The 23,690-nt window shown below is 49.4% G+C and carries 20 protein-coding genes and 1 tRNA gene; 10 read left to right on the forward strand and 11 right to left on the reverse strand.

Translation table 11 applies throughout. The features are described 5' to 3' along the window. Nucleotides 1-4 precede the first annotated feature (4 nt). Both MHM94_RS05875 and MHM94_RS05880 read right to left on the reverse strand, forming a co-directional pair. Nucleotides 5-2,506 (reverse strand): FtsX-like permease family protein, encoded by a 2,502-nt coding sequence (locus MHM94_RS05875; protein ID WP_235418902.1) that lies wholly within the window; start codon nucleotides 2,504-2,506, stop codon nucleotides 5-7. Then, nucleotides 2,496-3,212, reverse strand: coding sequence for an ABC transporter ATP-binding protein (locus MHM94_RS05880; RefSeq protein ID WP_022943809.1), 717 nt, complete (start codon nucleotides 3,210-3,212; stop codon nucleotides 2,496-2,498). Before MHM94_RS05880 ends, MHM94_RS05875 begins: the two co-directional genes overlap by 11 nt. Between MHM94_RS05880 and MHM94_RS05885 the strand changes: the two genes are divergently transcribed. From MHM94_RS05885 to MHM94_RS05895, 3 genes are all read left to right on the forward strand, one after another. Continuing rightward, entirely contained in the window at nucleotides 3,213-3,833 is a 621-nt protein-coding gene (locus MHM94_RS05885; RefSeq protein WP_235418901.1) for an arylesterase, read from the forward strand. It begins immediately after the preceding gene. Nucleotides 3,834-3,986: 153 nt separating this feature from the next. Then, a tRNA-Pro gene (locus tag MHM94_RS05890) sits at nucleotides 3,987-4,063 on the forward strand. A 437-nt stretch (nucleotides 4,064-4,500) separates the two neighbouring features. After that, nucleotides 4,501-4,986 carry an acyltransferase gene (locus MHM94_RS05895; protein WP_328282842.1) on the forward strand — a complete coding sequence of 162 codons (486 nt, stop codon included), beginning with the start codon at nucleotides 4,501-4,503 and terminating at the stop codon, nucleotides 4,984-4,986. 29 nt (nucleotides 4,987-5,015) lie between these two features. Here MHM94_RS05895 and MHM94_RS05900 read toward each other — a convergent pair whose 3' ends face one another. Both MHM94_RS05900 and MHM94_RS05905 read right to left on the reverse strand, forming a co-directional pair. After that, entirely contained in the window at nucleotides 5,016-5,264 is a 249-nt protein-coding gene (locus MHM94_RS05900) for a hypothetical protein (RefSeq protein ID WP_235418900.1), read from the reverse strand. Nucleotides 5,265-5,327: 63 nt separating this feature from the next. Beyond that, complete coding sequence (locus MHM94_RS05905) at nucleotides 5,328-6,644, reverse strand: AarF/ABC1/UbiB kinase family protein (protein WP_235418899.1); 1,317 nt, start codon at nucleotides 6,642-6,644, stop codon at nucleotides 5,328-5,330. A 249-nt stretch (nucleotides 6,645-6,893) separates the two neighbouring features. Here MHM94_RS05905 and MHM94_RS05910 point away from each other — a divergent pair, with 249 nt between their 5' ends. From MHM94_RS05910 to MHM94_RS05925, 4 genes are all read left to right on the forward strand, one after another. Then, on the forward strand, nucleotides 6,894-7,382 hold the full coding sequence (locus MHM94_RS05910) for a helix-turn-helix domain-containing protein (protein WP_235418898.1): 489 nt from the start codon (nucleotides 6,894-6,896) through the stop codon (nucleotides 7,380-7,382). 54 nt (nucleotides 7,383-7,436) lie between these two features. After that, nucleotides 7,437-7,853: a hypothetical protein gene (locus MHM94_RS05915; protein WP_045978409.1), complete on the forward strand. Its 417-nt coding sequence runs from the start codon at nucleotides 7,437-7,439 to the stop codon at nucleotides 7,851-7,853. Between the two features lie 153 nt (nucleotides 7,854-8,006). Beyond that, nucleotides 8,007-9,041 (forward strand): CNNM domain-containing protein, encoded by a 1,035-nt coding sequence (locus MHM94_RS05920; protein ID WP_022943816.1) that lies wholly within the window; start codon nucleotides 8,007-8,009, stop codon nucleotides 9,039-9,041. Between the two features lie 93 nt (nucleotides 9,042-9,134). Further along, the gene (locus MHM94_RS05925) at nucleotides 9,135-10,646 is read left to right on the forward strand and encodes a leucyl aminopeptidase (protein WP_235418897.1); all 1,512 of its coding nucleotides are present in this window, start codon (nucleotides 9,135-9,137) and stop codon (nucleotides 10,644-10,646) included. A gap of 104 nt (nucleotides 10,647-10,750) precedes the next feature. Here MHM94_RS05925 and MHM94_RS05930 read toward each other — a convergent pair whose 3' ends face one another. Continuing rightward, entirely contained in the window at nucleotides 10,751-12,271 is a 1,521-nt protein-coding gene (locus MHM94_RS05930; RefSeq protein WP_045978412.1) for an aldehyde dehydrogenase family protein, read from the reverse strand. Between the two features lie 138 nt (nucleotides 12,272-12,409). Between MHM94_RS05930 and MHM94_RS05935 the strand changes: the two genes are divergently transcribed. Continuing rightward, on the forward strand, nucleotides 12,410-13,312 hold the full coding sequence (locus tag MHM94_RS05935; protein ID WP_235418896.1) for an AraC family transcriptional regulator: 903 nt from the start codon (nucleotides 12,410-12,412) through the stop codon (nucleotides 13,310-13,312). A 47-nt stretch (nucleotides 13,313-13,359) separates the two neighbouring features. Here the strand turns inward: MHM94_RS05935 and azu are convergent, their stop codons facing one another. From azu to MHM94_RS05965, 6 genes are all read right to left on the reverse strand, one after another. After that, nucleotides 13,360-13,800, reverse strand: coding sequence for an azurin (azu, locus tag MHM94_RS05940; protein WP_022943820.1), 441 nt, complete (start codon nucleotides 13,798-13,800; stop codon nucleotides 13,360-13,362). A 192-nt stretch (nucleotides 13,801-13,992) separates the two neighbouring features. Further along, entirely contained in the window at nucleotides 13,993-15,162 is a 1,170-nt protein-coding gene (gene prpF / locus MHM94_RS05945) for a 2-methylaconitate cis-trans isomerase PrpF (RefSeq protein ID WP_235418895.1), read from the reverse strand. Nucleotides 15,163-15,205: 43 nt separating this feature from the next. After that, nucleotides 15,206-17,794 (reverse strand): Fe/S-dependent 2-methylisocitrate dehydratase AcnD, encoded by a 2,589-nt coding sequence (acnD, locus tag MHM94_RS05950; protein ID WP_235418894.1) that lies wholly within the window; start codon nucleotides 17,792-17,794, stop codon nucleotides 15,206-15,208. Nucleotides 17,795-17,851: 57 nt separating this feature from the next. Continuing rightward, nucleotides 17,852-18,976, reverse strand: coding sequence for a 2-methylcitrate synthase (gene prpC / locus MHM94_RS05955; RefSeq protein WP_235418893.1), 1,125 nt, complete (start codon nucleotides 18,974-18,976; stop codon nucleotides 17,852-17,854). Between the two features lie 42 nt (nucleotides 18,977-19,018). Continuing rightward, entirely contained in the window at nucleotides 19,019-19,897 is an 879-nt protein-coding gene (gene prpB / locus MHM94_RS05960) for a methylisocitrate lyase (RefSeq protein WP_235418892.1), read from the reverse strand. Between the two features lie 24 nt (nucleotides 19,898-19,921). Next, the gene (locus MHM94_RS05965; protein WP_235418891.1) at nucleotides 19,922-20,608 is read right to left on the reverse strand and encodes a GntR family transcriptional regulator; all 687 of its coding nucleotides are present in this window, start codon (nucleotides 20,606-20,608) and stop codon (nucleotides 19,922-19,924) included. A gap of 229 nt (nucleotides 20,609-20,837) precedes the next feature. Between MHM94_RS05965 and rsmF the strand changes: the two genes are divergently transcribed. Beyond that, nucleotides 20,838-22,280: a 16S rRNA (cytosine(1407)-C(5))-methyltransferase RsmF gene (rsmF, locus tag MHM94_RS05970; RefSeq protein ID WP_235418890.1), complete on the forward strand. Its 1,443-nt coding sequence runs from the start codon at nucleotides 20,838-20,840 to the stop codon at nucleotides 22,278-22,280. A 539-nt stretch (nucleotides 22,281-22,819) separates the two neighbouring features. Beyond that, on the forward strand, nucleotides 22,820-23,629 hold the full coding sequence (locus MHM94_RS05975; RefSeq protein WP_239348336.1) for a polysaccharide deacetylase family protein: 810 nt from the start codon (nucleotides 22,820-22,822) through the stop codon (nucleotides 23,627-23,629). Nucleotides 23,630-23,690: the final 61 nt, after the last annotated feature.

Raw genomic sequence — 23,690 nt, forward strand, 5'->3', positions numbered from 1 at the left:
TCGTCTACATCAGTTTGCGTAGCAAACCACTGGTGTTCTTGTTGAGTGTTCGCGCTATCATAGTGTATCCCAACAGTGCCACAAACAAAGCACCCGCTACGGGCCCGATGAACCATATATCAGGGTGGAACTTTCCAGGTAGCTCAAATAACTGTCGCTGCACAATGAAAAGCGCCACATCGCTCACTAAGGCGGCAACTACGCCAGCTATCAACCCCAGTAGTAAGAATTCATACAAGGTGGCTCCTCGGATCAACTTTCCGCGCGCTCCCAAGGTGCGTAAAATAACGACCTCTTGCATCCGCTCACCCAAGCTCGCCTGGACCTGCGAAATTAATACCAGGGCACCACAGACCACCACGATTGCCAACACAAACCCAATGGCTAACGACACCTGCTCGATGGTTGAGCGAATTTGTTCGACAAAGTTGTCGACATCGATAGCCGTAATGGTGGGATACTGCCGCAATAGCTGAGTAAAGGCTTTATTTTCACCGTCATCAATGCGTGCTGCCGCAATATAGGTTGCCGGAAATTCAGCGAGCAAGTCTGGGCTTAGGATCATAAAGAAGTTTGGTTTTAGGGTGGACCAATTCACCTCGCGAAAGCTGGTAACCTCAGCATCAAAGCTTTGCGAGCCGATTAAAAAGGTAATGGTATCGCCCAGTTGAATCTCCAACCGCTCAGCCATTGATTGCTCAATGGAGACTTCCCCCTGGCTTTGCTCTGTAAACCACTGCCCTTTGGTTAGGGTGTTATGGCTTGGCATATCGCGAACCCACGTCAAGTTCAGCTCACGACCCACACCAGAGCGTGCTTCTTCATCCTTTTTCTCGTTATCCTCTAATGACACTTCTCGCGCGACTTTCTCGCCATTGACGGCATTGACGCGGCCACGAATGGTCGGATAAAAGCGCGACACCTCAATGTTATTAGCCGCGAGATAGTCAGCCACGGGCTGTTTTTCTTGCTCGCTAATATTAACAAGAAACGCGTTAGGCGCATCCGCTGGTAATTGCGATTGCCAGTCATTGATCATGTCATTTTTAAGCACAATGAGAAACAGTAACAGCTTAATCGCCAGCGCAAAGCTGATTAATTGCACGGCATTGGCATTAGCCCGCTTTTGAATTGAAGCCAGCGCTAAAGACCAACTGTTACCGGGGCTGAGGCCGAGCTTTCGCCCTGTGCCAAAAATCACTTTTGAGGCGACAAACAGCACCACTACAACAAGGGCCGATGAGGCGAATAAGATTAGGGTAATTTTGATTTTACCGCTGAATAACCACATTAACCCAAAAACCGTTAACGCCGAGAGCGCGAGGTGGATTTTGCTCACCACCAACCTGTCACCGAGGTTTCGACGCAATACCCGTAACGGCGGAATATCAAATAAATCGAGCAGCGGCTTAATAGAGAACATCACCGCGCACACAACCCCGATGAATACCGCACTTAACCATGGGCGCAGCGACGCAGGCGGAAGGCTAATATCCATACTTTTAGCCATGTAGTCGGCGGCCACGTGCTGCAGCGAATACCCTACAGCAAGGCCAATAAGTAGTGAAAAACCACACACCAGTGACAAGTGCAGCAAATAAATGGCGCGTATTTGTGCACGAGCCCCGCCTAGGGTTTTCATCATTGCCACTGGGTCGTATTGGCGCTCGCAATAACGCTTTGCTGATACCGCAATAGCCACTGCCGCGAGAATAATGCCCAACAAACCTGCCAACAGTAAAAAGCGCTCCGATCGCTCTAGCGAATTAGCTATGGGCGACTGCCTGTCTTTCACCCCATACCAACGTTGGTTTTCGGCCAGTTGAGGTTTTAGCCATTGATAAAATGCTTCGACATCGTCACCATCGCCAGCATAGAGTTGACGGTAAAACACCCGACTCCCCGGTTGGATCACCTCCGTTTTGGCGATATCAGCTTCATTAAGCAACACCCGGCGACTGCCAGAGAAAATATTGAACGGCGCATCCGGTTCTTCGCTCAAAATATGGCTAACGGTAAAGGTGGCAGCACCTAACTCAACCTCATCGCCCACTTGCAGGTCCAATGAATACATCACCGTTTCATTGAGCCAAACGTTGCCCTCTTTAGGGCCGCCCTCGGCCACTTGCTCTTGGGCATCAAAATCGCTTTTAATGAGTAGCTCACCTTTAAGAGGATAGGCCGATGACGCTGCTTTTATTGCCGCCAGTTGCATGCGGTCATTGGCAAAGAGCATGGTATCGAAAAACGTGAGCTGCGCCGTTTTCAAGCCCATTTTCTGTGCTTTCTGGCGGTATTCATCTGGCAACGCATGGTTACTGGCCAGCGCTCTATCGGCGGCGATAAAAGCGTTGGATTTTTGCAAAATGGCTTGACCAATACGGTCAGTTACCGAGGACAAGGTCAACACCGTCATCACTGCCAACGCAATGGCTGCACATATCACCGTGAGCTCGCCTCGGCGCAGCTCTCTCAAAAACAGTCTAAATGCCAATTTAGCCCACATTGACCTGCTCCTTCGGCTCACTCAACTCGGTTAGACTGCCGCCTTCGATGTGCAAAATACGGTCGCATCGCTGTGCCAGTGCTTCATCGTGTGTAACCAGCACCAGCGTGGTGCCTTGCTGTTGGTTAAGCTCAAACAACAGCTCTTCAATCATTTTACCGTTTTTACTGTCTAAGTTTGCCGAAGGCTCATCAGCAAACAGAATTTGCGGCGTGCCAATAAAGGCACGAGCGATAGCAACTCGCTGCTGCTCACCACCCGAAAGCTGCGAAGGGTAATGCTCAACGCGATGACTCAAACCGACCTTCTCCAACAGCGCCAGCGCCTGGTCTTTGGCATCACTTTGGTTAGCAAGCTCAGCTGGCAACATCACATTCTCAAGTGCACTGAGGCTTTGCACCAGCATAAAGGATTGGAATACAAACCCGACTTTTTGCGCACGCAAGGCCGCGCGCCCTTCTTCGTCCAGTTGCTCCAAGGCATCACCATCTAAGGTAATGCTTCCCGAGCTTGCCACATCAAGCCCTGCTAACAAGCTCAACAATGTGGATTTACCCGAGCCCGAGGCGCCAACAATGGCCACCGACTCGCCCGGCTTGACATTAAAGGTAATGTCGCTGAGGATCGTTAAATCGCCGTCAAGCGTATTAACGGACTTAGTTAATTCTTTGACTTGAATAATATTTAATTGAGATAACGCTGACATATGAGTGCTTCAATCCTACGTGTTTTTATCGTCTTACTGCTTGTCACTAAACCATTATTCGCTTGGGCTGACAATCAGATACTAGTCCTAGGTGACAGCTTAAGCGCAGCCTATGGGTTAAAACAACACCAAGGCTGGGTGCAATTGTTACAAGATACGTACGAACAACAAAATACGCCCACTACCCTGATTAATGCCAGTATAAGCGGTGAAACCACAGGGGGAGCACTGCGCCGCCTTGATGCGATTCTTAAAGAGCACACCCCTACCCATGTGCTCATTGAGCTTGGCGGGAACGACGGCTTGCGTGGTTTTCCCGTCACTAAAATGAAAGCCAACCTGCATGCACTAATAGATAAAAGCCGAGAGGCCGGTGCTGAGGTGGCGTTAATGCAAATTCGTATTCCACCCAATTATGGCCGCCGTTATACCGAGTTATTCGAGCAAAGCTTTGTTGATGTGGCCAAGGAAAAGCAAGTGACCTTAATGCCCTTCTTTGTAGAGCAAGTGGCGACCAACGGTGAATTAATGCAAAACGATAACATTCACCCTAATGCTGAGGCGCAGCCGATCCTACGGGATATTATGAAAACAAAAATCAGTAACTGGCTGAAAAAATAGCCTCTGATACACCAAAATAACTCAACAAAAGCGCTGAAAATTAGCGCTTTTTTCTTTTTTGTAATTAAATCGGCGAATATGAATGTTTTATAAGCAAACGCACCAGCCGACGCTTGCATTTACAAAATATTTCCGTACTATTGCAATCCAAGTCGGCATATAGCGCAGCCTGGTAGCGCACTGTCATGGGGTGTCAGGGGTCGCAGGTTCAAATCCTGCTATGCCGACCATTTTTCTCCCCCTAGAATCAATTTGTTAGTATACCCTACATAACTCATCTCGAAATTTCTTTAGTAATTCAGTAGTTAAACACTGCTTTGATTTTCTTTTCAAACGCACTTTGCTATCACATTCTAGCTACTACTTCGCTCCCTCACAGTACACCATCCACCAGCCAGTTATTCTAAATTCCTTGTGGGATACCGGGCTCTTTAATAACTATAAACCGCCTAATCCCAGTACCTGTTCACCAGTTTTCACTTAGTCTAAGGGCTAATAGACTATTCGTTGGTATGTGTATTGAGATAGAAATAGCAGGTATATAGCCGAACTCGTAAAATTGACTATACCAATAGTTAAAATTGGCACATAGCAGCACTGATGATAAGTTTGATCTAATCGGTTGTGAGCTGACGTTAGTTCACACAAGCCCGCTTTGTACGTGGCTATGTTCATCATATCTATGATAAAGGCCTTTATGCTGTCACTTCGTCAATATGTAAAAAGAACAAATGGCGTGCCCATGGGGGCAACGCACTCATTGAGGAATATGCTTTATCGCGCCTTTGGAGCAGGCTCGTTCGCAACCTTTTGGCATTACTGGAACCCCATCTGGGGCTATTACTTGTCGCGTTATATTATGCGCCCTCTTAATATCTACTTACCTAAGGCGTTAGCTGTGTGGATTACGTTTTTGTTCAGTGGTGCGCTGCATGATTTAGCGGTATCCCTGATCAAATGGCAGCTAGTTGTATTTTTCACTCCATGGTTTGGCTTGATGGGTGCACTGGCATTAGTATCAACCCCCAAGAGGCTCTCCTATACAGCCGCCCCTTGGTTGGTTCGAGCAACGACAAATGCTCTCTTGCTAGGCGTATCGCTTATGGTTACTTTTGCTCTGGAAAACCGACTCGCTCAGCATTGGATAGTCTAGCGTCGAATTACCTTGAGCCTACAGCCTCTCTAATCACCTTTCGCCGAGTGGCGCTTATCCTGCCAATACTGGTATAGGTTATAGGTAATGCCCAAAAAGCAAATGGCGCTAATGAGCCCTGCAGGGCCAAACACCAGTAGTAAATTTGCTTTATAGCCAACGACCGCCAACACAGCGCAGATGCCGCCAATGATCAACTCAATGATGAGTGTTTCCCAATCGGTACTAAAAGTGCGATTGATCGTTTTTGCTGCGTAATGGTTTACTTTAAAACCCATTCGTTCTTCCTTGCAATAATGTCATTCCCTTGGCCCTATTACAGCAAAATTCGCAGCTAAAGCCTACCGTGTCTTACCATCGAAGTTAGCCAAAATATCGCTAATATTGACCCTCGCCTGCAACTTAGCTGCAATTAAGAATAGCCCAGCGAGTTTGCGGTGAATAAACAGTGCATCCACCGGGGGACTATGCCATTGCTGTTCGCGACTGCTCATCGCCAAGCCTTTTTGCTTGATTCTCGCAGCCAAATCACTGTTGGCAAAGTCGTACTCACCGTCTGCCGTTAGCGGTTCACAGGCCAAAGCAAAAATATCGAGCACGTTATGCTCGTAGGCCTTATCCACATCATCACTAAAATAACCGATATTACGGGCCGCTTGCGCCATGACACCGCGCTCGCCTGTTATGGCGCCCTGAATAAGCTGCCAATATCCCCGGCTAATGGGCTCACTAATGACGCGGGTCGCACCAAAATCGAGCAGTACAATACGACCGGTGTCGCGCTGATACAGGTAATTGGCAAAGTTGGGGTCGGTTTGCATTAAGCGAAAGTCAAAGAGCTCATGCATAAACAGGGTGAGTAGATGTATCACTAAACGATTGCGCTCTTCTTGCGTACAGCTAAGCGCCTGCTCAATAGCCTCGCCCTCAACGAATTCCATGGCTAAAATCTGCGTAGTGCACAACTCGCTCTGCGCTTTTGGCACCACAAAGTGTGCACTTGGCCCCAGCTTTTCTTGGTACTGATTCATGTAATGGGCCTCTAGGGTGTAGTCCGCTTCATTAAGCAGCTGAGCTTTCGCCTCGGCAATTAGCTCGTCAATGTCCAACCCTTTTGGTAGTAAACCAGTAAGCTTAAGCAATCTCACGACATTATCCACATCGCTTTCAATGCTTTTGGCGACCCCAGGGTATTGCACTTTTACGGCTAACTTTGTGCCGCTATCAGTGTATGCACGGTGAACCTGGCCGATGGATGCCGCAGCGAAAGGACGCAGCTCAAAATTAGCCAGACCGTCTAGCCAATGTGCTCCCCATTGCTGCTTTAGGGTTTGGGTCAGCTGCTTATGTGGCATGGGTGTGGCTTTGTTACGTAACCGCGACAGTAGCGCACTGAGCTCCGGGCTTAATAGCTCGCCGGCGTCCATCGACAATAACTGACCGAGTTTCATCGCCGCACCACGCAAATGTGCTAACTGCTGCGCCAATTGCTCAATATTTTTACTGTTTAACACTAACTCTTTGGTGCTTTTATTTTGCCCCGTGACCATGGATTTTAAGCCGCCATAGGCAACATTGCTGGCCACTCGCCCAGCCAATGAACCAAATCGTAAGGCCCGGGAGAATTTGGAAGTGGGCACTGCTTTATCTTTACTCATTTGCGTGTTGGTTGTGATCTTAAAACTATGACTTAGTACGAAAAAAGCCGAAAAAACGATCGAGCAACCCGTATGTTTACCGCCAAGTTGCATTTGTTTAAATTGCATGCAAGGCTTGTAAAAGCCACTAATGACAGGCGCTGGCGCTTGAGTGTCGTAAAAGTGTCGGGTAGATAACACATCGCTAACGTACAGTAGGAGCGGGTCACTTGCTAATTTAAAGGCTCAGTTAGCAAGGAGACCACAACAATGAAAATGAACGTCAATACTACAGAAATTAAAAACCAACGAGATAAACGTTGCCTATCACAAGAGCAGCTTGCCGAGATAGCCGGATTGAGCTTACGCACGGTGCAAAGAATAGAAGCCAAAGGCGTGGCCTCCGGCGAGTCCATTAAAAGCATTGCTGCCGCCCTTGATTTAGATTGCCAGCAATTACTGGCTGCGCAATCGACAACGAGCAATACCCAGGCACCTGTGCCACCATCACAGCCTATACCTTCTCAACCTTTACCTGCATCGCAACACCTGCGAGTAAAATACTTCATTGGGCTGCTGGCGGTGATTGTCGCAAACTGTTTTGGTTTTTGGGGGATATACTCCGCTTTTCAAAGTGGCAGCATTGACCAACAGACCATGACCCTACTTAAAGATACCGTTGCCATCACGCTGTTATTGTCTATCGCGGTTATTTGTTATCGCGGTTGGCGTAAACAGGTGTTTAAATTCGACTTATAAGTTCATGCCCTGCACTCCTTGCTAACTGATTCAATTAACAAAAAGGAGAGCACCATGTTCAACGACAAATTAGTAATAAAATCTGTAATACTGGCTTTTTTAGCTTATCTGTTGGTTACCGCAATCGCCAGTGCCGTAGCAATCCAAGTTTGGCTGCCCGAAGGAGTGGATATGGCTCAGGCGCAAAGCTTAGCGAGCCGAGATATGAGCTTAACTGCACTGACCTTAGCCATTGGCGCTAGCGCATGCATATTGACGGGGATGTTGGTGACCTACATGACTAAAAGCCAAGGTTTACGCAATGCCCTGGCCTTGGCAATGCTCATCACACTGTATGGTTTGCTAAGCGTATTCACACACCTTGAGCAGCCGCTGATAGTTCATTTTGCCAAATTAGCGCTGCCCACACTTGCAGTAATAACCGGGGCATATTGGGTTATTCACAGCACCCAAGCCAAGCTGGCAGGCTAGTCCCAAACGCGGGCTGAACATAAGTTTTAGCCCGCGTTATTTTGATTGCCATATTGTCATAAGGTCGCGCTTGATCTATTGTTTTTGACCTCAATATACATGCTTTGCGTATAGCATTTTTCAACTAACTAAGAAGGATTGCCCAGAGCAACCATGATATTACTTATCGCTTTCGCGGTGCTATCTATCGCCGTGTCGTTTATTTGTTCTGTTCTTGAAGCAGCATTGCTATCCATTACCCCCAGCTTTATCGCCAAGCAAAAGCTTGAACACCCACAGCGTTACACCCAACTCAAGCGCTTAAAAGATCGCATCGACCAACCTTTGGCTGCCATTCTTACTTTAAACACGGTAGCCCACACCGTCGGCGCTGCGGGTGTCGGTGCGCAAGTCACCGTGGTGTTTGGGAATGGTTACTTAGGTATTGCCTCAGCGGTGATGACCATTCTTATTTTGTTGCTCTCGGAGATCATCCCGAAAACCCTCGGTGCGCGGTTCTGGCCGCAAATTGCGGTGGCCATGCCTCCACTGCTCAACTTTTTAATATGGGTACTCAAACCATTTATTTGGATATCAGACAGAATCACTCGACTGCTTGGCGGCAGCGCCACTGAGGAAGATTTGCGCGTCGAGTTAAAAGCCTTGGCATCACTGGGAGCAGAAATAAATAGTATTGATGACAGTGAGCACCGCGCTATCGCCAACATTCTTGACCTCCATACCATCAAGGTGCGCGATATTATGACGCCGCGCATTGTATGTGAAACACTCAAACCCGATGCCCATCTTAGCGAGGTGCGTGAAAAAGTAATCAAGAGCCAATTTTCTCGCTTCCCACTGCTTGATGACGATGAAGCCCCACATGGGGTGTTATTTAAAAGTGATTTAATTGCCACCGGCGACAAAGAATACGCTATTGAGCTGGCGCGTAAGGCTAAAGTGGTTGCCAATAACATCAGCGTGGAACACTTGTTAAGCCAGTTAATTGAGGAGCAGCAACACATGTGCTTGGTGTATGATGAATACGGCTCATGGCAAGGTTTAATCACCTTAGAAGACATCATAGAAACCATTATTGGCCAAGCTATTTTGGATGAAACCGACCAAATTGCTAACATGCGCCGTTTCGCGCGCCGACGCTGGTTGCAGCGCAAGAAGCATGAGCGCCGCTCACAATCAGGGCGTTAATCGGCAGAAACCCGCGATTGAACGACAAACTGTTATCAAATGCACTGAAATAAGGTAAAAAGGCTGCGATTTAACGTATTAAAGGGAAAGTCTATGTCGTACCTTAAACTCAGTGCATTGTCGTTAGCCATGGTTGCAGCCAGCAGCCATGGGGCCGATATCCAATTCCAAAGCGAATTAGCAAGTAATGGCACTTTGGTGTTGCTGCAAGAGCAAGACCAAACGCTCAATACTTCAGTGTTATCACCACAAGCACAACAACAATTACAAAAAGCACTTAACACCGCCCAGTTTAACGGCGAGTATAATAAGCATGTACAGCTTCTAGCCCCTGTAGACTCAAACTATGAACGCGTCGTTGTCGTCGGCCTTGGCGCTCAGGATGAGCTTGATGCAGCGCGTACCGCCAAACTCGGTGGCAACGTGCATGGCCTGCTTGAGGGCATGAAGGTAACGACGGCAAACATCGATTTTGCCACTATCAATGGGCAGCTATCTAATACCGAATTAGCGGCTCAATTTGCCCATGGCGTTAACCTGCGCGACCACAGCTTCGACACTTATAAACAAAGCGATGCAGAAAAAACGACGCTAAGCTATCACTTTGATGTTGCTGATCAAGCGCGCGCTGAGCAGGCATATCAAGCCTTAAGTCATATCGAGCAAGGTGTATTTTTAGCCCGTGACCTCACCTCCGAGGTGCCGAGCGCCTTAACCCCTGTAGAGTTTGCACAAGCAGCCCAGCAACTACGCGAGCTCGGTGTTAAAGTCGAGGTATTGGGGCCTGAGCAGATTAAAGCTCTCGGCATGGGGGCGTTGGAAGGCGTTGGCCGAGGTAGCAAAGACGGTGCTCGACTGGTGGTTGCACATTACCAAGGCAGCGATGACGCACCCATTGCTTTGGTTGGTAAAGGCATTACCTTTGATTCGGGCGGCTATAGCATTAAAACCGGCGCTTCAATCGCGCGGATGAAATCCGACATGGCCGGTGCTGCGGCGGTGCTAGGTACCGTGAAAGCCATGGCGCTGAGCAAAGCCGATGTTAATGTCGTTGCCGTAATGGGCATGGCCGCCAACATGGTGTCTGAAACCGCCATAGCGCCGGGAGACATCCTGCGCACCGCTGAAGGCTTAAGTGTCGAGGTACTCAATACCGATGCCGAGGGCCGGTTAGTGCTCAGCGATGCCATGTGGTATGCGCGCAGCCAGTTTAAGCCGCAGATTATGGTGGATGTAGCCACACTCACTGGCTCAAAAGTACGCGCCGTAGGCAATCGCTATAGCGCAATTTTCTCTGATGACGAGCAATTAGTCAGCGAATTAACGGCAGCAGGCAAAGCGGTGAACGAGCAAGTATGGCGCTTACCTTTAGGCTATAAAGACAAGTTAAAGTCAGACATTGCTGATATTCAAAACATCGGCTCAGGAGGCCCGGGAGCAACCACGGCGGCTTCATTCTTACAACACTTTGCTGGAGACACTCGCTGGGTTCACCTCGATATTGCCGGTAATGCGTTAGCAAGCAAGGCTGACGGTGAAGTGAATGTAGGCGGCACCGGCTACGGGGTCAGGCTACTAAGCGAATGGTTACTCAAAACCAAATAAGGTGCACTGATAGCGCACTATGAGTCAGTTATGGGCAGGGGTTACCTGCCCTTTTTTGTTGTCTTGCCAAGGAAATATATCAAGACGTTATGGGGGATGGTGAGTTAGAAAAACCCTAAGGCATTATCACTGTAGCTAACCAGTAGGTTTTTGGTTTGCTGATAGTGCTCAAGCATCATCTTATGCGTTTCGCGGCCAACACCCGATTTTTTATAACCGCCAAACGCGGCATGGGCAGGATAATGATGATAACAATTGGTCCACACCCGACCCGCTTCAATGGCTCGGCCAACCCGATAGGCACGATTCATATCCCGCGTCCAAAGCCCTGCGCCCAACCCAAATTCGGTATCGTTGGCAATGGCAATCGCTTCTTGTTCGTCCTTAAAGGTAGTGACACTGACCACAGGACCAAAGATTTCCTCGCGGAACACCCGCATTTGATTGTGCCCTTTGAGTAAGGTCGGCTGAATATAAAAACCATTATTAAGCTCATTGTCGAAGCGTTCGGCGTCACCGCCGATAAGCACTTCGGCACCTTCTTCCTTGCCGATGCTAAAGTAACTCATGATTTTATCGAATTGCTGCTGTGAAGCTTGAGCGCCAACCATGGTGTCGGTATCGAGCGGATTACCGCGTTTAATTTGCTTGGTGCGGGCAATTACCCGGGCGATAAATTCGTCGTACATACTCTCTTGTACTAATAACCGCGATGGACAAGTACACACTTCCCCTTGATTGAAAAAGGCCAGCACGGCGCCTTCAACGCACTTATCAATAAATTCATCACTTTGATTCAATACATCGGCAAAATAGACATTGGGAGATTTACCGCCTAACTCCACCGTGGAGGGAATGATATTCTCGGCGGCACACTTAAGAATATGCGCTCCCACCGGGGTCGAGCCAGTAAAGGCAATTTTTGCAATGCGCGTGCTGCTGGCCAATGCCTGACCCGCTTCGGCGCCATAGCCATTGACCACATTAAGCACCCCCGCAGGCAAAATATCGCCAATGAGTTCGATAAATTTCAAAATGGATACTGGGGTTTGCTCCGCCGGTTTGAGCACCACACTGTTCCCTGCCGCCAGTGCCGGTGCTAGTTTCCACGCCGCCATCAACAACGGAAAATTCCAGGGAATAATTTGCCCAACCACCCCTAAAGGCTCGTAAAAATGGTAGGCCACGGTGTGCTCATCTAAATCACCAATGCTGCCCTCTTGGGCGCGAATACAGCCGGCAAAATAACGAAAGTGATCGGCCACTAGGGGAATATCGGCATTCAGCGTCTCGCGCACTGCTTTACCGTTATCCCAGGTTTCAGCAACGGCCAGCTGCTCGCTGTGCTCTTGCACCCGCTGAGCAATCGCCAGCAATAAGTTGCTGCGCTCTGTCACCGACGTTTTGCCCCATGATTGCTGCGCTTGGTGCGCCGCATCCAAGGCCAGTTCAATGTCTTTTGCACACGATTGCGGGATTTTACAAATAACCTCCCCAGTCACCGGTGTGGTGTTATCAAAATACCGACCTTGCACCGGGCTTACCCATTGACCACCAATGTAGTTCTCATATTGCGGCTTAAAATCAACCACCGCACCGGGAGTATTAGGATTTGCGTATATCATCGTTATTGTCCTTGTTGTTGCATCACTGCAAAACTACACAACTTTGCCCGTGAAGCGGTTGTCTTTACATCCAAAGCGCTTGACTAAATGTCCATTTTTTAGCCATGCTAGAGCAAGCACAAAGCAAAGGAATTAAACATGTTATATGGCAACCCCAGCGCTTTCGACAGCGTCCACACTCTTATTGACCATCGCAGTGTCGTGAATGCGCCTGGCATTCAATTGTGCATGTATGAAACCTTTGAGCGCTGTGAACAAGTCCCCTTTAGCACCGATGAGCTGATGTTTTGTGCCATGGTCGAGGGTAAAAAGGTAATGCATCACCAAAGCTTACAGCAGGCGCGGGATTTCACCCCAGGGCAAAGTTTTGTTATCGCCGCCGATGAGCAGTTGCACATCGACTTTCCATTAGCGACCCTAGCGCGTCCAACCCGTTGCCTGACCCTTGAAGTCGACGCCGAGCGCATCGCCAACGTGGCCGAGCAAATGTCATTAAGCGCCCAGTGCAGCTATCATGAGCAGCAACCTGCAACCTTGCAGCTTACCCATAGCACCACCACCGAGGCTATCTACCAGCGCTTGGCCGGGGCATTTACGGAAAATAAAAGCGATAGAGCCTTACTGATTGAGCTGGCAACCACCGAGCTGATTGTGCGGCTACTGCGCGAACAAGATCATCACGCGTTATTGCGCTGCGCTTTACACGACCCGCAGGCAACCGCTCTTCATCAAGTCTTAAGCCACATTGAGCAGCATATTGCCGCCCCACTCGATGTGGATACCCTTGCTCGCCTCGCCTGTATGAGCCGCAGCAAATTCTTTAGTGAGTTTCGCCGCCATTTGGGCATGACTCCCCATGCTTACATTCTTAAGCGCCGTTTAGAACATGCAGGTTTAATGCTAGAGCGCTCTAAAGCCGTCACCGAAACTTGCTTTGCCTGTGGGTTCAATAGTATTAGTCATTTCAGCCGCAGCTTTAAGCAGTACTACGGGCAAGCGCCGAGCGCTTATATTGCACAAAATAACAACAGCGAAAGGTAAAGGCGGGAAAGAGAGCAAAGCCGAGCGGACGCTCGGCTTGTTTGGCGTTAGATAAGTTTGAAAGTGCCTTTCATTAACGCTGAGTGGCCAGGGAACGAGCAGAAAAACATATACTCGCCGTCAGCACTCATATCTTTGGTAGAAAATTCCACCGTGGTTTGCTCACCGCCGCCAATGATGTCGGTAGCAGCAATAATGCGCTCATCACCTGCAGGCAGGTAGTTGTTATCTAAGCCCGCGCCCATACCGGCACTGGCTACAGCCTGCATGTCACCTTTAGTGGTTAGCACCCAGTTATGACCCATTGATTTCTTAGGGATCTTACCTGTGTGCTTAAGCGTGACTTTAACTGTTTCACAGCTTTTAGGGACTTCCATTGATTTTTTATTGAATTGCATTGCGTCGTTACCTTCGATGGTAAATTCGCAATTGGCAAAGGTCATTGACGAAAAGAACAAAGCCGCAATGGCAGTGAGAGATTTAAACATACCTTTCTCCGTAATGTTAATAGCTATCATTCAGATTATTAAATAAAACCCAAAAAAGCAACAGAATTAGCCATAATCGCTTGATAGCAAAGCTTTATTGACTGTTTTTCAGTACGGCAGTTACGGTAGCAGAGATCAGCTCTGGGTACAAAAAAACCGAGCAACCCTCAAGGTGCTCGGTTTAGTTGAGTGTCACGATTGCGGTTCAGGAACGTAAACCCAGCCTGCCATCAATCGTCGCGCGCTGCGGCTCATGCTGACGCTGTGCACGTCACAATCTTGGCATTGCATCGTCACCTTCGCTCCCACCTGCAAAGTCCCTGAGGGGTGTCCGAAGGTCACGCCGTTGCGCGTTTGCCCACCGGCGGCAATATTCACTAAGGTGCCGGGAATCGCGGCGGCAGTAGCAATGGCCACGGCGGCGGTGCCCATCATCGCATGGTGTAATTTGCCCATTGATAAAGCGCGTACTTGCACATCAATGTCATCGCCATTGATTGCTTTACCGCTGGAAGCGGTATAATCGCTCGGCGGTGCGACCATGGCAATTTTCGGTGTATGCTGACGCGCTTGCGCTTCGTCGATATTCTTGATGAGCCCCATTTTTAAGGCGCCATAGGCACGGATACGCTCAAAACGAGCCAGCGCCTCAGGGTCGCCATTAATATGCTCTTGCAACTCATTGCCACGATAGCCCAGTGCCTCGGCATTAACGAAAATGGTGGGGATCCCGGCATTGATAAAGCTGGCTTTAAGCTCCCCTTCGCCAGGCACCGCTAGGCTATCCACTGCATTACCCGTTGGTAGCACTGCGCCCTCACCCACCGGCGAGATAAAATCAATTTTGACCTCTGCGGCAGGAAAAGTAACACCATCGAGCTCAAAATCACCCAACTCTTGCACTAACCCATCTTGCATGGGTACATGGGCAATAATGGTTTTCTCAATATTGGCCTGCCAAATACGCACCTCGGCGATGCCGTTTTCAGGAATTCGGTGGTTATCGACTAGGCCATTATTGATGGCAAACGCGCCCACCGCTGCGGTTAAATTGCCACAGTTACCGCTCCAATCGATGAATGCTTTATCTATGGCCACTTGACCAAACAAATAGTCAACATCGTGCTCGGCTTGCGTGCTTTTTGAGAGGATCACCGTTTTACTGGTGCTGGATGTCGCCCCACCCATGCCATCGGTGTGTTTACCATAGGGGTCGGGACTGCCGATAACACGGAGCAACAAGGCATCACGATAAGGTCCGGGTTGTTGCGCTGGCTCAGGTAAGTCATCGAGTGCGAAAAACACCCCTTTGCTGGTGCCGCCGCGCATGTATGTGGCCGGTATTTTTATTTGTTGTAACATTTATCTACCTCAGTCAAGGTGGGCCGCAGCCCACCTATTTTTGCTAGGTGGTGGCCTCGAGGAAGTCCTTCGCAAAGCGCTGCAATACCCCGCCGGCGCTGTAAATCGACAGCTCTTCCTGGGTATCGAGACGACATTTGCTAGTAATTGTGAACTCGTCGCCATTGGCACGGGTAATGCGCACTTCAAGACTGGCTCCCGGTGCTGGCTCACCCACCACACTGTAGGTTTCGCTGCCATCAAGGGCCAAGGTTTTGCGGTTTTCACCAGCACTGAACTCCAGCGGCAACACACCCATACCAATCAGGTTGGTGCGGTGAATGCGCTCAAAGCCTTCGGCTAAGATCACTTCCACACCCGCTAAGCGTACGCCTTTGGCGGCCCAGTCCCGTGATGAGCCCTGACCATAATCAGCACCAGCGACAATAATCAGCGGCTGTTTGCGCTGCATGTAGGTTTCTATTGCTTCCCACATACGCATGACTTCGCCTTGCGGCTCTAAACGCGTCAGTGAGCCCTCTTGCACTTCCCCGTCAACCACGGCCATTTCATTGCGTAGTCTTGGGTTAGCAAAGGTGGCCCGTTGAGCAGTTAGATGGTCACCACGGTGCGTGGCATAAGAGTTAAAGTCTTCCTCCGGCACCCCCATCGACGCTAAGTATTCCCCTGCTGCACTGCTGGCGAGGATGGCGTTTGATGGCGACAGGTGATCGGTGGTGATATTATCCCCCAATACCGCTAAAGGGCGCAGATCCGTGAGTGTACGCTCTGCTGCCAACGCGCCTTCCCAGTAAGGCGGACGACGAATGTAGGTGCTTTTTTCTCGCCACTGATAGAGCGGGTCGTTTTTCTCGCCATAGTCGACACTTAAATCGAACATCGGCTCATAGACCTGACGGAAATGCTCCGGCTTGACGCTCTTGGCAATCACCGCATCGATTTCTTCATCGCTTGGCCATAGGTCTTTTAAGGTAATAGCATTGCCATCGCTATCGTGACCTAGAATATCCTTTTCAATATCAAAACGAATGGTACCGGCAATGGCGTAGGCGACCACCAAAGGCGGTGATGCTAAAAACGCTTGCTTAGCGTAGGGATGGATACGACCATCAAAGTTACGATTCCCTGAGAGCACCGCAGTGGCGTATAGATCTCGCTCCACCACTTCTTTTTGAATTTGCGGGTCGAGTGCGCCACTCATACCGTTACAGGATGTACAGGCAAAACCGACCACACCAAAACCTAACTGCTCCAACTCAGGTAGTAGATTGGCTTCTTCAAGATAGAGTTTTACCGCTTTAGAGCCCGGCGCCAGTGAGGTTTTCACCCAAGGCTTACGCATTAAACCGTGTTTATTGGCATTACGTGCTAACAACCCGGCGGCTATCACATTGCGTGGGTTTGAGGTATTGGTACAACTGGTGATGGCGGCAATGATCACCGCTCCATCGGGCATTAGCCCAGGCTGTTGCTCAATTTCTTTGGCAATGCCTCGTGCTTGCAAGTCGGCGGTCGCAAGGCGAGCATGAGGGTTTGATGGCCCAGCTAAGTTGCGACCCACGGCACTTAAATCAAAACGCAATACCCGCTCATACTGAGCTTGGGTCATCGCATCTGCCCACAAGCCTGTATGTTTCGCGTACTGCTCAACTAACTGTACCTGCTCGTCATCGCGACCAGTGAGCTTGAGGTAATCAATGGTTTGCTCATCGATATAGAACATGGCCGCCGTGGCACCATATTCAGGTGTCATATTGGAAATGGTGGCGCGATCGCCCAAGGTAAGGTGGCTTGCACCCTCGCCGAAAAACTCTAAGTAGCTTGAAACAACACGCTGCTGACGTAAAAACTCGGTTAGCGCCAGGACAATGTCGGTTGCGGTAATGCCCGGTTGGGGCTTACCGGTTAGCTCCACACCAACAATATCAGGCAAGCGCATATAGGAAGCACGCCCGAGCATAACGCTTTCGGCTTCTAGGCCGCCAACGCCCACGGCAATAACGCCTAACGCGTCCACATGCGGGGTATGGCTATCGGTGCCCACTAGGGTATCTGGAAAGGCAACGCCATCACGGGCTTGGATCACCGGCGACATCTTCTCTAGGTTAATCTGGTGCATAATGCCGTTGCCCGGTGGGATCACATCGACGTTTTTGAACGCTGTTTTGGTCCAGTTAATAAAGTGGAAGCGATCTTCGTTGCGGCGGTCTTCAATGGCGCGGTTTTTCTCAAAGGCATCTTCTTCAAACCCTGCATGTTCCACCGCCAGTGAATGGTCAACGATCAGCTGGGTTGGCACCACAGGGTTAACCTTGGCCGGATCGCCGCCTTTCGCGGCGATAGCGTCACGCAAACCGGCTAAATCCACCAGCGCGGTTTGCCCCAAAATATCGTGACACACCACCCGAGCTGGGTACCAAGGAAAATCCAAATCGCGTTTACGGTAAATAAGTTGCTCTAAGCTCGCGGTTAACTGCGCTGGTTCGCAGCGACGCACAAGGTTCTCAGCCAGAACTTTTGAGGTGTAAGGGAGCTTGGCATAAGCCCCCGGCTCAATGGCATCCACCGCCTCTTGGGTATCGTAGTAAATCAGATCCGAGTTGGGCAGCGGCTTACGGTATAAAGAATTCATAATTCGCTCTACATTGCAGAAAAAGGCAGCCCAAAGGCTGCCATAAAGAAACGGTGCTTAGCGCTCGCTCATCGCGGGCACGGGACGAGAATCCGAGCCAGTGTATTCGGCGCTTGGACGGATAATACGGTTATTGGCACGCTGCTCTTTAACATGAGCAGTCCAGCCAGTAACGCGACTCATCACGAAAATAGGCGTGAATAGCTTCGTGGGGATGCCCATAAAGTGATACGCCGAAGCATGGAAGAAATCGGCATTACAGAACAGCTTTTTCTCGCGCCACATCACTTCTTCACAGCGCACCGACACGGGGTAAAGCACATCATCGCCCACCTCTTCCGCCAAGCGCTCTGAGTATTTCTTGATGATCACGTTGCGTGGGTCACTCTCACGATAAATGGCGTGGCCAAAGCCCATGATTTTGTCTTTTCGTGCCAGCATGCTCATCAACTCTTGCTCGGCGTGTTCGGCGTCTTTAAAGCCTTCAATCATATCCATTGCCGCTTCATTGGCACCGCCATGCAGTGGACCACGCAATGAGCCAATGGCGCCGGTTACGCATGAATGAATGTCTGACAAGGTTGAGGCACACACACGAGCGGTAAAGGTTGAGGCGTTAAATTCATGCTCAGCATAAAGGATCAACGACACATTCATTACGTCGGCAAACAGTTGTGACGGCGCTTTGTCATGTAACAAGTGTAAGAAATGCGCTCCCACAGTGTCATCATCGGTTTCTACGTCAATACGCACACCGTCATGGGTAAAGCGATACCAATAACAGATAATGCTTGGGAAAATAGCCACCATGCGGTCGATAGCATCATCGGCATTGGCAAAATCAGTTTCGGTTTCAAGGTTACCGAGCATAGAACAGCCGGTACGCATCACGTCCATCGGGTGTGCATCTTTAGGGATGGTCTCTAACACGCTTTTCAGCGCTTGCGGTAGGCCCCGTAACGACTTTAATTTGGCTTTGTATTCAACCAGCTGGCCTTGGTTAGGCAACTCGCCGCGCGATAATAAATACGCCACCTCTTCAAATTGTACCTTGTCAGCCAGCTCACTGATATCGTAACCACGATAGGTCAGCCCTGAGCCACTTTTGCCTACTGTACACAACGCCGTTTCGCCGGCCACTTGTCCGCGCAAGCCTGCGCCACCTAATGCTTTATCTACCATTTTCTTGCTCCTGAATTTTTTCCTGTTGAAACTGTCAATGCGTTACTTGTTTTTGCCTTCGGCAAACAAGGCGTCGAGCTTTTTCTCGTATTCGTGATAGCCCAAATAATCGTATAGATCCATGCGTGTTTGCATCTCATCTAGCACCGCTTTTTGGTCGCCATTTTCAAGAATTGATTTATACACATTCTCCGCCGCTTTATTCATGGCACGGAACGCCGACAGCGGGTAAAGCACCATATCCACGCCCCACTCGCCCAGCTCTTTACGATTCCAAAGCTCGGTTTTACCAAACTCGGTAATATTGGCGAGAATCGGCACATCAAGGGCCTCAGCAAAGGCGCGATAGTGCTCCTCGGTTTGCACCGCTTCTGCGAATATGCCATCGGCACCGGCGGCCACGTAGGCTTTTGCCCGTTCAATGGCGGCCTCTAGACCTTCTTGAGCAAACGAGTCGGTGCGCGCCATAATGAAAAAGTCAGGGTCGGTGCGCGCATCAACGGCGGCTTTAATGCGATCAACCATCTCGTCAACTGAGACGATTTCTTTATTCGGGCGGTGACCACAGCGCTTTTGCGCCACCTGATCTTCTATATGCACCGCTGCGGCCCCAGCTTTTTCCATATCGCGAATGGTTTTAGCGATATTGAATGCGCCGCCCCAACCGGTATCGATATCAACCAACAGAGGTAAGTCACAGGCCGAAGTAATACGTTGCACATCGGCAATTACGTCGTTCAATGAGGTCATGCCCAAATCGGGCAACCCATAAGAGGCGTTGGCTACGCCACCACCTGAGAGGTAAATTGCCTGATGACCCAGTTGTTTGGCCATAATGGCGCAGTAAGCATTGATGGTGCCCACTACTTGCAACGGCTTGTTTGCCGCCAATGCTTGTCTAAATTTCTTTCCTGCGGACATGGGGTTCTCCTGTTAGATGCGCGGTTACCCTGAGTGGGCCGCGTTAAACTTATTTTCAATATTATTCATGGAGTAGCTGATATGACGTTTCATCAGCAACTCGGCAAGCTCGCCATCGCGATTGTCAATGGCATTAATAATGGCAAGGTGTTCGTCAAAGGCTTTGGATACCCGTGGCCCTGTCATTCCCATTTGCACCCGATACATGCGGATCAACTGGTATAGGTCGTTGTATAACAAGTTGAATAAATGCTCGTTTTTAGAGCCTTTAATAATGCGATAATGGAAATCCAAGTCACCCGCTTCTTGGTAATAGGATTCGCCTTCTTTAACACGTTGCTCGTTAAGGTGTTTATTCAATAAGCCTTTCAGCGAGGCAATTTCTTCATCAGCCATGTTCTCGGCGGCAAGGCGACAGGCTAGCCCCTCGAGTGCGGCGCGTACCTGATAGACTTCAATTAACCGCTCCGGCGTAAGCGCCACCACGCGACAACCGACGTTGGCTTTGCGCTCGACCAGATTACAGGCCTCTAGGCGATTAAGGGCATCGCGCAGGGTGGCACGTGACACCCCAAAGCGTTTGGCCAGCTCGGGTTCGGATATTTTTGAGCCCTGCCCAATATCGCCCTCGACAATAGCGCGGCGCAGATCAACAAACACTTGATCGGCAGCAGTGGTAATAGGTTGGTGTGAATGCAGCTGTTCGCTCACGGCTTTTCTCGAAATTGTCGACAATCTAGGCCTGTACTATGGGATCGATGCCGGTAATTGTCAATAACCCTCACCTTTAATTGTCGACATAAACACAATTTATAGCGTTGTACACACTGTAAACTCGCTTTATGACATAAAAGTGTCGACAGCTTAAAAAGCAAAGCAATGCCAAAGCGGATGCGATAAACTATAGCTCACCGTCACAGCCGCTGTAGTTAAAATCGCGATGGATAAGCATACTTATATTCCCGATGCCTTTTTGGACGACGTTGCGTCCTACCTCCCCGAACACTTGCAATTACAAGACTTCGTTGCCGCCTGCCAACGCCCGCTGAAGCGCGCGGTACGGGTGAATACATTAAAAATGTCGGTGGCAGCATTTCGCGATTATTGCGCCGACAAACAGTGGCACATTACTGCTATTCCATGGTGCCCTGAGGGATTTTGGCTCACTCGCCCGCAAGAGGAAGAACAGGCATTGCCCATTGGCCGCACCGACATTCACTTAAGTGGCTGTATTTATGTGCAAGAGGCCAGCTCCATGTTGCCGCCGATGGCCCTAGCCGATGCCCTTGAAGGCGCTGAAACGGTGCTCGATATGGCGGCGGCACCAGGCAGTAAAACCTCGCAATTAGTGGCGCTATTAGATAACCAAGGCTTGCTGGTGGCTAACGAGTTGTCATCATCGCGACTAAAAGCACTCAGTGCCACACTCAAACGAGTGGGCGCTCGCAATGTTGGCTTATCGCACTTTGATGGTGCCGTTTTTGGCGATTATATGCAGGAAAGCTTTGATGCCATTTTGCTCGATGCACCATGCTCCGGTGAAGGCACCGTGCGCAAAGACCCAGACGCATTAAAGAACTGGTCACTGCAATCCAATATTGATATTAGCGACGTACAAAAAACGCTGATCAAAAGCGCATTTCATGCTTTAAAACCCGGCGGTACACTAGTTTATTCTACCTGCACACTCACCCCGGTAGAAAATCATGCGGTATGCGCGTATTTGCTCGCTCAGTTTCCAGGGCTTATCGAGATTGAACCCTTGCATGGGCTGTTCCCTGATGCCGACAAAGCCTGCACTGAGCATGGCTATTTACATGTGTGGCCACAGCTTTTCGATAGTGAAGGCTTCTTTATCGCCCGCTTTAAAAAGTTGGGTAGCCAAAGTAGCAGTACGCCGAAAACCAAAAAAGGTCGCTTCCCTTTTACGGCAATGGAAAAAAAGGCCCAACAGCAACTGCAGCAATATGTGCAGCAACAATTTGCCATGGATAAATTAGCTGGCCGACTTATGCAGCGCGATAAGGAAGTATGGTTGTTCCCCGACATCGACGATGAGCAATTATTTACAGCCATTAAATACTCGCGCATTGGTATTCAAATAGGTACCACCCACAGAAATGGGGTGCGGCTAGAGCATGAGTTCGCAACCTGTTTAGGCCAGTATGCAACGCGTAATACCATGGCGCTAAACCCACAGCAAGCTCAGCAGTACTTTCACGGTCAAGATATCCGCTTAGATGAGCCGAGCAAGCACAAAGGTGAGGTGATCCTCACGCTTAACGGCGCGCCCGTAGGCTTAGGTAAATGGCAAGGGCAGAAAATTAAGAATGCGCTGGCCCGCGATTTAGTGATGGATGGGCAGTTAATAACTTGGGTATAACTTGGTAATAAACGGTTAAGAAACACTGGCCAGTTTTTTACAATTATTTACAGAGTTTAGTTAATAAGTTGTTTTTTATAGTAATTTAATACTAGGTTTTTATTTCCATTTTTGCCCGGCGTTAACTACAATTATAAGAACTTTCGCTTCTCCCGTATGAATGTGTAAAGTTTATTAGTTAGCGCACGGCTCATCATGAGCCATTCCCCTGGGCCCAGGACAATGCGGATTCGTCCTGGGCATTTTTTCGCCTCACACTTCTTTGAAAGCCGATTCTAATATTTTAAAGCATTGAAAGTTAAAGCAACTTCCCTCAACCTTCGGTTGATTGGACACGTCTAGCCGACCATAGCAGTCTACTCCTTACCTGAGCAATAACACAGTGCGCCCGTTCCCCCAAATAAGGCACTACGAACATGAAATTTTTTGCTTTTACCCTTTTTCTCTAGCCGCGCCCACACTCCCTTAATATAGTGGCATAAGGTTCTGATGGGGAGTGAGTTATTATGGTTGTGCGAAAAGTTTTGTTGGTAACTGCTATGCTGAGTGCTGCGCTGGGAATGAGTGACGCAAAAGCAAAGGCCCAAGATCAACAAAGCGGTCTTTATAGCGGGTTTAGCTACCCCAATGGGAAGCCCAATGCCATCAGTCTAAGTTTTGATGATGGTCGCCACTCTCAAGTTGATGTGGGCATGGCCATTTTAGACAAATACCAAGTAAAAGCGACTTTCTATGCCCAGCCTGAGCCCATTGCTGAGCGCTTAGCGCAGTGGCAAGCGGCGATTAACAATGGCCATGAATTAGGCAATCACACAAGCCACCATTTATGCTCTGGTAACTTTGAATGGCTGCGTAAAAAAGGCCTGTCTCTAGAGCAGACCACCCTAGCCTGGTTAGAGAACGACATTAAAGAGGCTAACCACTATTTTAAGAAACATTTAGGTGTGACCCCCCGCGCGTTTGCCTATCCCTGTGGTCATACTTTTGTTGGCCGGGGTAAAGACACACAAAGCTATGTGCCCTTGGTAGCGACCCTGTTTGACACCGGCCGCACTTGGAATGGTGAAACTGCTAACAATCCCAACTTTACCGACTTTGCCCAGCTCACTGGTATACGTATTGATGGTCTGCGTTTTGCGCAAATCAAAGAATTACTAAAGCGCTATCGCGAAAATAACAGCTGGATTATCTTAGCAGGCCACGATATTGGCCAAAGGGGCCCTTATACCGTCGACACACAAGCGCTAGAGCAACTGCTCGCGTATATTAACGACCCCAACAATGGCTTTTGGGTGGGCACCGTCAGCGAGGTCGCCGACTACGTACGCAGTAATCGTACGGCTCCTTAACTTCGGTTGGACTTCAAGTTAACAAGGCGTCCAATCTGAACTTTGACAGTTATGACCATAT

This window comes from Pseudoalteromonas sp. CNAT2-18.1, from assembly GCF_022347865.1.
Taxonomy (GTDB): domain Bacteria; phylum Pseudomonadota; class Gammaproteobacteria; order Enterobacterales; family Alteromonadaceae; genus Pseudoalteromonas; species Pseudoalteromonas ruthenica.